Origin of the sequence: Rhodococcus yananensis, assembly GCF_020515525.1 — a bacterium.
In the GTDB taxonomy this organism is placed as follows: Bacteria; Actinomycetota; Actinomycetes; order Mycobacteriales; family Mycobacteriaceae; genus Rhodococcus; species Rhodococcus yananensis.
The window spans coordinates 1-12,140 of record NZ_JAIYEP010000053.1 but is presented as its reverse complement, the minus strand read 5'-3'; the positions used below and the strand labels follow the sequence as shown (position 1 = coordinate 12,140).

Sequence of the window (12,140 nt, the reverse complement as noted above, 5' to 3'; positions counted from 1 at the left end):
TCAACCGTTCCACTCGTCGTCGGCTCGGTCGGCGGCGCGGGTACGTTCGGCCGCGATCTCGAGGGCGCGCTCGGCGGTTTCGCGGTCCGGGTACGGACCCATCCTGTTGAGGGCGTTGGGATCCTTGCCCTGACTCACCTTGCCCGTGCTGACGTCGAAGTACCACCCGTTGTCGCTCATGTGCCCAGTCTGCCCGACCGGCGCCCCGGTGCGTCGGAAACCGCTATCGGGACGGATCCGTTCCGGCGTACTGCTGGTACGTTCGGGCTGCAACGCGAAAACGAATGTGAGGAGCCCGCGTGTCGTATCTCGTCCTGGATGCCCTGTCGCCCTACATCGGGGTCGACGCCGCAACCCACTGGGCTCAGCTGCTGGTGATCTCACCGCTGTGATCCGGTGACCGACCGGGGTCGGAGAGGCGGACGAGTCGGCCTGTAAGCCGGATCCTGTTCCCCGCGTGAGCGGGGCGACGACCATCCATCTGGGCACACCGTCGCCGGGTACCTCGAGCGGTCCACCCGCAGGCTCGGGCGAGCAGCCCTCGATCACCTGCGCAGCCGCACCGGCCCCTGGGGGTCGGTGCGGCCTTCGACCTTGCTCCGGGCGGGGTTTACCGAGCCACCCCGGTCACCCGGGGTGCTGGTGCGCTCTTACCGCACCGTTTCACCCTCACCTGCCCCGAAGGGCAGGCGGTCTGTTCTCTGTGGCACTGTCCCGCGAGTCACCTCGGGTTGCCGTTAGCAACCGCCCTGCTCTGTGGAGTCCGGACTTTCCTCGATCCAGGGCCTGCCGCCATCTCGGCGACGGTTCCCGGTTCCGCGGTCGTCCGGCCAACTCGTCCGCTCGATCAGGGTAGCGCCCCGCATGTCGGTGAGGCGAACTACGGTCGGTGTCGTGACTGCATACGTGGCGCTTCTACGGGGAATCAACGTCGGCGGGATCAACATCCGGATGGCAGACCTCGCGGCGGCGTTCTCCGGTCTCGGTTTCCGCGAGGTACGGACCGTCCTCGCCTCGGGCAACGTGCTCTTCACCGCGGACGACGAACCGGACACGCTGAAGGCCACGATCGAAGAGGCGTTGTCGGCGCGGTTCGGCTACGACGCGTACGTGTTCGTCGTGGAGCGCACGCGGATCGCCGAGGTGGTCGACGAGTATCCGTTCGACGAGGTCGACGGCCGCCACGCGTACGCGATCTTCGTCGCGGACGACGCCACCGCCGACGACCTGCTCTCCGCCGCCGCCGACCTCGATCCGGACGTCGAACGGGTCACCGCGGGCGACGGTGTCGTGTACTGGCAGGTCGTCGCGGGCAGCACGGTCGGGAGCCGGTTCGGGAAACGCACCGGTGCCGCCCGTTTCAAGGCGACGACGACCACCCGGAATCTGCGGACCCTGCGCAAGCTCGCGTGACGGCCGCGAGCGGCACCGGCGGGGACGCCACGCCCCCGGGACGAGGTTCGCCACCGTACCGTCCGGGCGAGCGTGTAACGCGGGGCACACCGGGTCGATACACGGTGTGAACGGTCGCTCCGGCAAACCCCCGACATGCCGGTGCGACCGTTCATCGTTCCGGGCCTCGCGCGTCCCGCACTCACAGGTGGGAGGTGTCGTTCACCAGCCGCACCGACGACCCGCCGTCCGGATAGAACTCGGCGATGCTCAGCGACGCGAGATCCAGGTGCAGTCGGTACAGCAGTGACGGTCCGGAATCGAGCGCGAACTGCAGGAACGTCTTGATCGGGGTGACGTGCGAGACCACCAGCACGGTCGCGCCACCGTACTCGTCGATCAGTTCGTCGCGCACACTGCCGATCCGGGCGCGGACCTCGTCGAAGCTCTCCCCGTCCGGTGGCCGCACCGAGGTGTCCCCGAGCCAACGCCGGTGCAGTGCGGGGTCGCGACGAGCGGCCTCCCCGAAGGTCAGTCCCTCCCACGCACCGAAGTCGGTTTCGGTGAGACCGTCGTGCACCCGCACGGGCAGGTCGAGTGCGTCGGCGGCAGCGGTCGCGGTCTCCCGGGCACGGCCGAGTGGCGAGGACACCACCGCCGTGATCCCACCGCGAGCCCCCAGCCGTCGGGCCGCCGCTTCCGCCTGACCACGACCGAACTCGGTCAGTGCGGGATTACCGCGACCCGAATAGCGGCGCTCCACCGACAGCGGGGTCTGGCCGTGCCTCAGGAGAAGCAGACGCGTGGGGCTTCCGGTCGCCCCCGTCCATCCGGGTGCCTTCGTGTCGTCGCGGACCGTGGCGTGATTCGGGTCGGTCGACGGCTCCGGAGCGGGCGTGGACGGGGCGGCGGACACACCGGCGGCCGAGTCCATCGCCTCGTTGGCGAGGCGGTCCGCATGCGCGTTCCGGGCACGCGGGATCCATGTGTACGTCACGCGGGAGAAGCCCGCTGCCTGCTCTCGGGCACGGGTGGCCAGCGGAATCATGTCGGGATGTCTGACCTGCCAGCGTCCCGACATCTGCTCGACCACGAGTTTGGAATCCATCCGGACGTCCACCTCGTCGGCACCGAGTTCGGCGGCTGCGGCCAGTCCCGCGATCAGCCCCCGATACTCGGCGACGTTGTTCGTCGCCCACCCGATGCTCTCGTGTCGTTCGGCGAGCACCGTGCGGTGGTCGGCGTCGAACACCACCGCGCCGTATCCGGCGGGCCCGGGATTGCCGCGGGAGCCTCCGTCGGCCTCGACGACGACCCGGCTCACTGCCCCGATTCCTTGGACCGCACCAGGATCGCGTTGCACTCGGGGCACCGGACGACGGCGTCCGCGGGTGCCGCGGTGAGGCGAGCGATCTCACCGCGATCGAGTTCGAGTCGGCAGGCGCCGCAGCGGCGTCCTTCGAGCCGGGCCGCGCCGATACCGGCGCGCTCGCGCTGCGCGTCGTACGCGGTGACCAGTTCGGCGGGGAAGAGCCCGACGAGGGTGCCGCGGTCGGTGTTGCACCGGTTCTCGGCGACCTCGATGTCGGCGAGTGCCTCGTCGCGGGCCCGGTTCGCGTCGGCGAGTTGCTCGTCGATCTGCGTGACCTGCGCGCCGGCGCGGTCGTGGTCGGACTTCGACGCCTCGCGGCGCTCCATGACCTCGAGCAGTTCGTCCTCGAGCGCCCCCTGACGCCGCTCGAGGCTCCCGAGCTCGTGTTGCAGCTCGGTGAGTTGCTTCGACGCGATGCTGCCGCCTTCGAGCAACGCCCGATCCCGCGCGGCACGCTGACGGACCGCCTCCACCTCGCCTTCGAGCTTGCGGATGTCACGGTCGAGATCGTCGAGCACGATCTCCACCGCGACGGCGGCGTCCTTCCGGGACGCCCGCTCGGCCTGGAGTCGATCCACCTCCTGCTGTTCGGGCAGGGTGCGACGCCGGTGCGCCAGACGGTTGAGTTCGATGTCCACGGCGGCAAGGGTGAGGAGCTTGGCCTGCACTGCGGGTTCGACGTTCACTCGGGGGGTTCCTGCTTTCGGCTCTGCACGGGTGCGGTCGGTCGGCGGCACCGCCCTCGAGGGGCGGCGCTGCGCGGTGTCGTAGCTGATTACGGTACCGCGCGGGCCGCCGTGGTCCAGGGATCGGTGCGCAGCGCACTCACCCGCGCCGACCATCCCGACCGGTCACCGAACGCACCGTCGAGGAGATCGCGGGCCTGGGCGCACCACGGGTACTCACTCGCCCAATGGGCGACGTCGATCAGTGCGGGTCCCCCGGCACGGAGGTGTTCGTCGGCGGGGTGATGCCGTAGATCCGCCGTGACGTAGGCGTCCACGCCGAGCGCGGCGACCGCCCCGAGGAACGAATCCCCGGATCCACCGCACACCGCGACGGAGTTCACGATCCGGTCGGGGTCGCCGGCACCGCGCACCCCCCATTCGGTGGCGGGCAGGGCCGCGGCGACGTCGGCGGTGAACTCGCGGAGGGTGCGAGGGGTCGGCAACCGCCCGACACGGCCCAGGCCCGCGCGTGACGGGAGTTCGGCCGTTTCGACCACGTCGAACGCCGGTTCCTCGTACGGGTGGGCAGCTCGCAGCGCCGCGAGTACCGCGGTACGGATGCGCCGCGGCGCGATCATCTCGATGCGGTCCTCGGCGACGGTCTCGAGCTCACCGACGGCGCCGATCGTCGGGTCGGCACCGTCGAGTGGCCGGAACTGTCCGGTCCCGGACGCCGTCCAGCAGCATTCCCGGTAGTTGCCGATCGCTCCCGCCCCGGCGGCGAACAGGGCGGCACGCACGGTCGCGGAGGACTCGGCCGGAACCATCACGATCCACTTGTCGACGGCGGCCTCCGGCTTCGGCGCGATGGGCCGCAGCCCGGTCAGGCCGAGGGTCTGCGCGAGTGCGTCGGACACCCCGGGATCGGCACGGTCCGCGTTGGTGTGCGCGGTGAACAACGCGCAGCCACCGCGGATCAGCCGGTGGATCAACGCACCCTTCGGCGTGTGCGCACCGACGGTGTCGACGCCGCGCAGCAGCAGCGGGTGGTGCACGAGCAGCAGGTCGGCGCCCCATTCGAGGGCCTCGTCGACCACCGCGGCCGTCGCGTCGACCGCCAGCAACACCTTGCGGACCCCGTCGGCGGGATCTCCGGCGACCAACCCCACCGAGTCCCACGATTCCGCCAGCGACGGTGGATATGCCGCGTCCAGTACGTCGATCACCTCGCGCAGGGTCGCCGTCACGTGTCCTCCTGTGTTCGTCCGGCCGTCCGCCGACGACCCTACGCGGCGTGCGCGGGCCCGAGCGGGGACAATGGCTGCGTGAGCCTTCTCGCCGATCCGCAACCACTGACACTGCCGTGCCCGGTCGTGCTGTTCGACCTCGACGGCACCCTCACCGACTCCGCGACCGGGGTGATCAACGGTTTCCTGCACGCCGCGCAGATCGTCGGGTTCGAAGCGCCCGCCGGGCCGCTGGAGTGGCTTCTCGGCCCACCCATGATCGATACCCTGCAGGCGCTCGGGCTCGGCGACCGCGACGTCGAGCGCGCCCTGGCCGCGTATCGCGACTACTACTCGACCACGGGCTGGGCCGAGAACGCACTGTTCGACGGGATCGGCGATCTGGTGTCGACGGTGCGGGCCACGGGGAGCCGGTTGGCGATCGCCACATCGAAGAACGAGGGGTCGGCGCGGCGCATCGCCGCGCACTTCGGGATCGCCGATCGGTTCGAGTTCATCGGCGGCGCCAGCGACGACGGGACGCGCCGAGCGAAGTCCGATGTGGTTGCGCACAGTCTCCGAGCCCTGGGGGTCGATCCGGTCGAGGCCACGGACGGCGGTACCGCCGACGTCGTGATGATCGGGGATCGTGACCACGACGTGCACGGCGCCGGACGGTGGGGGGTGCCGACGGTGTTCGTCGAGTGGGGGTACGGCGCCGACGGTGAGGGCACCGACGCAGCGCGCACCGTCGGGAGCGTCGACGAGTTGTGTCGACTGCTGACCGGGAGGCGGTGACCCGTGCTGCATGTGACGTTCGTGTGCACCGGGAACATCTGCCGGTCCCCCATGGCGGAGAAGATCTTCGCCGAGCACCTGCGCCGCGAGGGCCTCGACGACCGCGTGCGGGTGAGCAGCGCCGGCACCCACGGGTGGCACGTCGGCGCCGACGCCGATCCGCGGACGTCCGCGGTGTTGCAGCGTCACGGGTATCCGACCGGGCATCGCGCCGCGGAACTCGGCCCCGATCATCTGTCGGCGGATCTGGTGGTGGCGCTCGCGGCAGGCCACGACCGCCGTCTCGCCGAGCTCGGAGTGCCCACCGAGCGTCGCGTCCTGCTCCGCACGTTCGATCCCACCGCGGACGACGAGTCCGTTCCCGACCCGTACTACGGTGGGCTGCCCGAGTTCGAGGAGGTCCGGGAGCAGATCGAAGCGGCCGTTCCGGGCCTGCTCGAGTGGGTGCGACAACGGTGAGATCCACCTCACGGGCTACCGTGGACGGGTGCGCCGACTGACGTTTCTTCTCCGCCCGAGCTGGCTGGTCCTGGCCGTCGTGGTGGTCGGTTTCGCCTACGCGTGTTTCACGGTGCTCGCACCGTGGCAGCTCGGGAAGAACACCAGTACGTCCGAGCGCAACGACCGGATGGCGGCGTCGATCGCCCAGGACCCGGTTCCGCTGCCCGACCTGCTCACCGGCGACGCCCGCGTCGAGGACGAGTGGCGGCGGGTGCTCGCCGACGGCAGCTATGTTCCCGACTCCGACGTGCTGGTTCGGTTGCGCAGTATCGAGGGGCAGCCCGCCTACGAGGTGCTGACCCCGTTCGTGCTCGACGACGGACGCACCGTGCTGGTCGATCGCGGCTACGTCCGGCCGGTGCGGGGCACGGAGGTGCCCGAGATCCCTGCCGCACCCGTCGGCCCGGTGACCCTCGAGGCCCGCATCCGCCTGTCCGAGGGCACAGTGCCCGGCAAGGACCCGTTCACGGACGCCGGGCACCTGCAGGTGTACTTCGTGGACGCCCCGCAGATCGCGGCGGCATCGGGGCTCGATCTCGTGGACGGTTTCCTGCAGTTGGACGCCGACCAGCCGGGTGTCCTCACCCCCGTTCCGCTCCCGCAGATCGACGCCGGTCCGTACCTGTCGTACGGGTTGCAGTGGCTGGCGTTCGGGATCATGGCGCCGCTCGGTCTCGGCTACTTCGTCTGGGCCGAGGTGCGCGAGCGACGGAAGGCGAAGGCCACCGCCCCCGACGGCACGAGCGCCCCGGCGGCCCCCGACGACGTCCCGGTCGCGCAGGCCCCACGGGCTGTGCAGACCACCGAAGACAAGCTCGCCGACCGGTACGGGCGTCGTCGCTGAGCACGTTCCGGCCCCGGCCACCGACTCCGAGGAGTTCCCCGCATGTACGCGACCGTCGACGACTACCTGGCGGACAAGGACCCTGCAGCGGTCGACAAGTTCCGACGGTTCCATGATCTCGTGCGCACGCTCGGCGACGACGTCGAGGAGCAGGTCCGCAACTCGGAGGTGCGGTGGTCGCGGGGTCGGGTGTTCGCCGCCGCGTTCGTGTACGCCTCACGGCTCGAGGTGGCCCTGGATCTGCCGCGACGCGTCCACCATCGGTCTCTGCGGGAGGCCTATCCGTCCGACGGCAGGGTCACCACGCACCGGCTGAGCATCGCATCGGCGGACGAACTCGACGACGCTCTGCGGGCACTGCTCACCGAGGCGTACGACACGGCGTTGCCGTCGACGACCGCCTGACCGCGACGCGTCCCGGGTCCTGCCGGGCTCGTCGCCGGGCCCCGCCCGGGTTCGTTGCGGGTTCGTGTCCGGATTTCGGCCGGTCCCGCACCGCGATCACCCCGATCGGTGCGAAGATGCCCGAGTCCACCGCCCAGCGAACGGAGTCGACATCGGTGCCGGCAACCACGGTCAAATCCGCACGCAAGAATCTGAAGGACCTGATCCGCGAGGTCAACGGCGACACCGTCGCCGTCGAGATCGTCGGCGACGAGGGCAACGCGGTACTCATCTCCCTGGCCCGGTACACCGCGTTGCGGGAGGCCACGTTCCTGCTGCGCTCGCCCGAGTTGATGGACAGTCTCCGGCGGGAGGCCGCGCGGTCACTGCTGGAGGTACCGGCCGAGGACGAGCCGGCCGCTGCACCCCGCACGAAGACCGAGAACACGAAGAACGCGAAGAACGCGCGCAAACGGAAGAAGTCGAGCCGGAAGAAGCGGCGGCGCCGGTAGTCCCGACGGGGACCGAAACACCTTCTCGCGGCCTGAACTGCTTCCCGCGTCGGCAATTGCTGCCGCGGGAAGCAGTTCGGGCCGCGGGAGGCGTCGGTTGGTGGGCGCGGAGGGTTTCGAACCCCCGACCGCTGGTGTGTAAAACCAGAGCTCTACCACTGAGCTACACGCCCGACTCATCGGCGGGAAGCCCGCCGATGTCGCCTCAGGACTTTAGCGCGGCGAGCGCCCGGACCCAAGCTCCCTGGTCACGGGGCTCCCCCGGCTGGTTCTCCTCGGCGAACCGCACGATGCCGTCCTTGTCGATGACGAAGGTGCCGCGGTTGGCGAAGCCGAGTTTGTCGTTGAACACACCGTAGGCCTGGGCGACTTCACCGTGCGGCCAGAAGTCCGACAGCAACGGGAACGTGTAGCCCTGCTCCGCCGCCCAGATCTTGTGGGTCGGGGACGCACCGACGGACACGGCGAGGATCGCGGTGTCGTCGTTCTCGAACGTGGGCAGGTCGTCGCGGACCGCGCACAGTTCGCCCTGGCACACACCGGTGAACGCGAGCGGATAGAACACCAGCAGTACGTTCTTGCTTCCGCGGAAGCCCGACAGCGTCACTTCCTGGTTGTTCTGGTCCTTCAGGGTGAAATCGGGCGCCTCGGCGCCCACGGCGATCGCCATTCGGTGACGTGCCCTTCTGCTCGAGGTGGGGAACGGTGCGCTCAGCGACGCGGACGGCCGGACTTGGGCTGCACGAGCCGGCTGCCGATCCAGTCGCCGAGATTGGTGGCCGACGTCTGGGTCAGGCCGGCGGTGGTCGCGGATTCCGCGATCTCGCTGGGTTCGACGTGGTCGGGACGCCCCGTCTTCGGGGTGAGCACCCACACGACGCCGTCCTCGGCGAGTGGACCGATCACATCCATGAGGTTGTCGACGAGATCCCCGTCGCTCTCCCGCCACCACAACAACACCACGTCGACGACCTCGTCGGAGTCCTCGTCGAGCAGTTCCGTTCCGGTGACCTCCTCGATCGCCGCACGCAACTCGTCGTCGGTGTCCTCGTCCCAACCGAGTTCCTGGACCACCTGGTCGTGTGTGATACCGAGCTTCGAAACGTAGGTCTTGGCATCCGCCGCGGCGACCACGGTGGTTCCTCCTCAAGGTCGGGGTCGCGGCTCGGCCGCGCACCGTTGTCACAATCGATTGGTCAAAGCGAACATCGTCGGGCGGCCGAGCGCAACCCGAAACGCGGCGAAATTCCAGAGAATCTCAGGAATCGGGCGACGCAGAGCGCCGAATTCAGGTTACCGGTGGGTCATCAGGCCCCATTCCCGGACCGCCCATGCTTCGGGAGCCGGGATGGGGGAAGATGAGGGTTGCATCATGTTCAGATGTCGATGAGTCGGCTCCCACAAGAGCCGGCCGACGGAGCGGGCGCCACACCTGCGCGCCCCACCACGATGAGGAGCAGACGTTGACAGACCTGATCCACGGCCCCGATTCCCGCACGAACGCCGCCACACCCGGCGCTGCGGGATCGGGACCCTCCAGCGACACTCCGACCTCCGACAACCGGGTCCGGGTCATTCGCGAGGGCGTGGCCTCCTATCTGCCGGACATCGATCCGGTGGAAACCACCGAGTGGCTCGAATCCTTCGACGGCATGCTCGACGCCGCCGGTCCGGCACGTGCCCGCTACCTGATGCTGCGCCTGCTCGAGCGCGCCGGCGAGCGACACGTGTCCATTCCCGCCCTGACGTCCACGGATTACGTGAACACCATTCCCACCGAGATGGAACCGTGGTTCCCCGGTGACGAAGAGGTCGAACGGCGGTTCCGCGCGTACATCCGGTGGAACGCCGCGATCATGGTCACTCGCGCGCAGCGACCCGGCATCGGCGTCGGCGGTCACATCTCGACGTATGCGTCGTCCGCGGCGCTGTACGAGGTGGGGTTCAATCACTTCTTCCGCGGCAAGGACCATCCGGGCGGCGGCGACCAGATCTTCATCCAGGGGCACGCGTCGCCGGGCATCTATGCCCGCGCGTACCTCGAAGGCCGCCTGACCACCGACCAGCTCGACGGGTTCAGGCAGGAGCACAGCCACGCGATGCTCGGCGGTGGGCTGCCGTCGTACCCGCACCCGCGGTTGCTGCCGGACTTCTGGGAGTTCCCGACGGTGTCGATGGGTCTGGGCCCGATGAACGCGATCTACCAGGCGCGGTTCAACCACTACCTGCACGACCGCGGCCTCAAGGACACCTCTGAGCAGCACGTGTGGGCGTTCCTCGGCGACGGCGAGATGGACGAGCCCGAGTCGCGCGGTCTGGCGCATGTCGCCGCCACCGAGGGCCTCGACAACCTCACGTTCGTCGTCAACTGCAACCTGCAGCGCCTCGACGGCCCCGTCCGCGGCAACGGCAAGATCATCCAGGAGCTGGAGTCCTTCTTCCGCGGCGCCGGGTGGAACGTCATCAAGGTCGTGTGGGGCCGCGAGTGGGACGCTCTGCTGCACGCCGACAAGGACGGCGCGCTCGTCAACCTGATGAACGCCACCCCCGACGGCGACTACCAGACGTACAAGGCCAACGACGGCGCCTTCGTGCGTGAGCACTTCTTCGGCCGCGACCCGCGCACGAAGGCTCTCGTCAACCACCTCACCGACCAGGAGATCTGGAACCTCAAGCGGGGCGGTCACGATTACCGCAAGATCCACGCCGCGTACAAGGCCGCGATGGAGCACAAGGGTCAGCCGACGGTGATCCTCGCGCACACCATCAAGGGCTACACCCTCGGCAAGCACTTCGAGGGTCGCAACGCGACGCACCAGATGAAGAAGCTCACGCTCGAGGACCTCAAGTACTTCCGCGATGTGCAGCGCATCCCGATCTCCGACGCGGAACTCGAGAAGAACCCGAAGATGCCGCCGTACTACCACCCGGGCTTCGAGGCTCCCGAGATCCGGTACATGCTCGAGCGGCGCCGCAACCTCGGTGGATTCCTGCCCGAGCGCCGGACGACCGCAGCACCGCTGAAGTTGCCCGAGGACAAGACGTACGACGTCGTCCGCAAAGGCTCGGGCAAGCAGCAGGTCGCCACCACGATGGCGCTGGTGCGCGTGCTCAAGGAGTTGCTGCGTGACAAGGAGATCGGCAAGCGGATCGTGCCGATCATTCCGGACGAGGCCCGCACGTTCGGGATGGACTCGTGGTTCCCGTCGCTGAAGATCTACAACCGCAACGGACAGTTGTACACGTCCGTCGACGCCGACCTGATGCTCGCCTACAAGGAGAGCGAGGTCGGACAGATCCTGCACGAGGGCATCAACGAGGCGGGGTCCACCGCGTCGTTCACCGCCGTCGGCACGTCCTACGCGACGCACGGTGAGCCGATGATCCCCGTGTACATCTTCTACTCGATGTTCGGATTCCAGCGCACCGGCGACGGCCTGTGGGCCGCGGCAGACCAGATGGCGCGCGGTTTCGTGCTCGGCGCGACGGCCGGCCGCACGACACTGACCGGTGAGGGCCTGCAGCACGCCGACGGGCATTCCCTGCTGTTGGCGTCGACGAACCCCGCCGCCGTGACGTACGACCCGGCGTTCTCCTACGAGATCGCGCACATCGTGCGGGACGGTCTGCGCCGCATGTACGGCGGAACCGAGGGGCAGGCCGGGTTCGGTGGCGAGAACGTCTTCTACTACATCACCCTCTACAACGAGCCGTACACGCAGCCGGCCGAACCGGAGGGCCTCGACGTGGAGGGCCTACTCAAGGGCATCTACCTGTTCCGGCGTGGCGCCGCGGCGGGCCCGAAGGCGCAGATCCTCGCGTCCGGCGTGATCATGCCGGAGGCGCTGCGGGCACAGCAGATGCTCGCCGACGAGTGGGGTGTGTCCGCCGACGTGTGGTCGGTCACCTCGTGGGGCGAACTGCGTCGCGACGGAATCGAGTGCGACCACCGCGCACTGCTCGATCCGGCCGCCGAGCCGGAGCAGCCGTACGTCGCACGCGTCCTCGAGGACGCGGCGGGCCCGTTCGTGGCGGTGTCCGACTGGATGCGCGCCGTGCCCGATCAGATCCGCAAGTGGGTTCCGGGTGACTACTCGGTCCTCGGCGCCGACGGATTCGGATTCTCCGACACCCGACCTGCCGCGCGCCGGGTGTTCAACATCGACGCCGAATCGACGGTCGTCGCAGTGCTCGAGGCTCTCGGCCGCGAGGGCACCGTCGACCGTGCACGCGCGGTGGAGGCGGCGTCCAGGTACCGCATCGACGATGTGACGGCCGCCCCCGAGCAGACGTCCGACCCCGGCGTGGCCTGAGGTCGTCGTCGCGTTCGGTGCGGGAGCGGGGGCATGCTCCGGGTAGTTTTCTGGGCATGGTCGAAGAACCGCTCCCGCGCCGTGCGCCGCGGACGTCGGGCGCCCAGACGGGGCGAGATCGGACGAGCGT

The 12,140-nt window shown here is 69.2% G+C and carries 13 protein-coding genes, 1 tRNA gene and 1 other RNA gene; 7 read left to right on the top strand and 8 right to left on the bottom strand.

Annotated features, from left to right (window positions below; translation table 11 throughout):
• Together LDQ05_RS13635 and rnpB are read right to left on the bottom strand one after the other, a co-directional pair.
• Nucleotides 1–180, bottom strand: coding sequence for a hypothetical protein (locus LDQ05_RS13635; protein ID WP_226437503.1), 180 nt, complete (start codon nt 178–180; stop codon nt 1–3).
• 239 nt (nt 181–419) lie between these two features.
• Nucleotides 420–838, bottom strand: an RNA gene (gene rnpB / locus LDQ05_RS13630) — RNase P RNA component class A.
• Nucleotides 839–894: 56 nt separating this feature from the next.
• Here rnpB and LDQ05_RS13625 point away from each other — a divergent pair.
• Nucleotides 895–1,413, top strand: a complete 519-nt coding sequence (locus LDQ05_RS13625) for a DUF1697 domain-containing protein (RefSeq protein ID WP_226437502.1) — start codon at nt 895–897, stop codon at nt 1,411–1,413.
• 181 nt (nt 1,414–1,594) lie between these two features.
• Here the strand turns inward: LDQ05_RS13625 and LDQ05_RS13620 are convergent, their stop codons facing one another.
• The 3 genes from LDQ05_RS13620 to LDQ05_RS13610 form a co-directional block, all read right to left on the bottom strand.
• Nucleotides 1,595–2,716, bottom strand: coding sequence for a bifunctional RNase H/acid phosphatase (locus LDQ05_RS13620; RefSeq protein WP_226437501.1), 1,122 nt, complete (start codon nt 2,714–2,716; stop codon nt 1,595–1,597).
• On the bottom strand, nt 2,713–3,450 hold the full coding sequence (locus tag LDQ05_RS13615; RefSeq protein ID WP_226437500.1) for a zinc ribbon domain-containing protein: 738 nt from the start codon (nt 3,448–3,450) through the stop codon (nt 2,713–2,715). Before LDQ05_RS13615 ends, LDQ05_RS13620 begins: the two co-directional genes overlap by 4 nt.
• Nucleotides 3,451–3,539: 89 nt before the next feature.
• On the bottom strand, nt 3,540–4,679 hold the full coding sequence (locus LDQ05_RS13610; protein ID WP_226437499.1) for a Nif3-like dinuclear metal center hexameric protein: 1,140 nt from the start codon (nt 4,677–4,679) through the stop codon (nt 3,540–3,542).
• Between the two features lie 78 nt (nt 4,680–4,757).
• Here LDQ05_RS13610 and LDQ05_RS13605 point away from each other — a divergent pair, with 78 nt between their 5' ends.
• The 5 genes from LDQ05_RS13605 to LDQ05_RS13585 all read left to right on the top strand — a co-directional run bounded on the left by LDQ05_RS13605 (nt 4,758) and on the right by LDQ05_RS13585 (nt 7,697).
• Entirely contained in the window at nt 4,758–5,456 is a 699-nt protein-coding gene (locus tag LDQ05_RS13605) for an HAD hydrolase-like protein (protein ID WP_226437498.1), read from the top strand.
• Nucleotides 5,457–5,459: 3 nt separating this feature from the next.
• The gene (locus tag LDQ05_RS13600; RefSeq protein ID WP_226437497.1) at nt 5,460–5,915 is read left to right on the top strand and encodes a low molecular weight protein-tyrosine-phosphatase; all 456 of its coding nucleotides are present in this window, start codon (nt 5,460–5,462) and stop codon (nt 5,913–5,915) included.
• Nucleotides 5,916–5,943: 28 nt separating this feature from the next.
• Nucleotides 5,944–6,801, top strand: coding sequence for an SURF1 family cytochrome oxidase biogenesis protein (locus LDQ05_RS13595; protein WP_226437496.1), 858 nt, complete (start codon nt 5,944–5,946; stop codon nt 6,799–6,801).
• Nucleotides 6,802–6,843: 42 nt separating this feature from the next.
• A complete protein-coding gene (locus LDQ05_RS13590) occupies nt 6,844–7,206 on the top strand; it encodes a DUF5655 domain-containing protein (protein ID WP_226437495.1) in 363 nt (120 codons plus the stop codon).
• 155 nt (nt 7,207–7,361) lie between these two features.
• Entirely contained in the window at nt 7,362–7,697 is a 336-nt protein-coding gene (locus LDQ05_RS13585; RefSeq protein ID WP_226437494.1) for a type II toxin-antitoxin system Phd/YefM family antitoxin, read from the top strand.
• 98 nt (nt 7,698–7,795) lie between these two features.
• Here the strand turns inward: LDQ05_RS13585 and LDQ05_RS13580 are convergent.
• The 3 genes from LDQ05_RS13580 to LDQ05_RS13570 form a co-directional block, all read right to left on the bottom strand.
• Nucleotides 7,796–7,870: transfer RNA gene (locus LDQ05_RS13580), tRNA-Val, on the bottom strand.
• Nucleotides 7,871–7,902: 32 nt separating this feature from the next.
• A complete protein-coding gene (locus tag LDQ05_RS13575) occupies nt 7,903–8,367 on the bottom strand; it encodes a peroxiredoxin (protein ID WP_226437493.1) in 465 nt (154 codons plus the stop codon).
• Nucleotides 8,368–8,408: 41 nt separating this feature from the next.
• Nucleotides 8,409–8,831, bottom strand: a complete 423-nt coding sequence (locus LDQ05_RS13570) for a DUF3052 domain-containing protein (RefSeq protein WP_226437492.1) — start codon at nt 8,829–8,831, stop codon at nt 8,409–8,411.
• A gap of 329 nt (nt 8,832–9,160) precedes the next feature.
• Here LDQ05_RS13570 and aceE point away from each other — a divergent pair, with 329 nt between their 5' ends.
• Nucleotides 9,161–12,010 (top strand): pyruvate dehydrogenase (acetyl-transferring), homodimeric type, encoded by a 2,850-nt coding sequence (gene aceE, locus LDQ05_RS13565; RefSeq protein ID WP_226437491.1) that lies wholly within the window; start codon nt 9,161–9,163, stop codon nt 12,008–12,010.
• The last annotated feature ends 130 nt before the right edge of the window (nt 12,011–12,140 follow it).

Excerpts from the sequence above, each read along its gene's own strand:
- LDQ05_RS13635 (WP_226437503.1), bottom strand. The coding sequence starts at position 180 with ATGAGCGACAACGGGTGGTACTTCGACGTCAGCACGGGCAAGGTGAGT.
- LDQ05_RS13590 (WP_226437495.1), top strand. The coding sequence starts at position 6,844 with ATGTACGCGACCGTCGACGACTACCTGGCGGACAAGGACCCTGCAGCG.
- LDQ05_RS13575 (WP_226437493.1), bottom strand. The coding sequence starts at position 8,367 with ATGGCGATCGCCGTGGGCGCCGAGGCGCCCGATTTCACCCTGAAGGAC.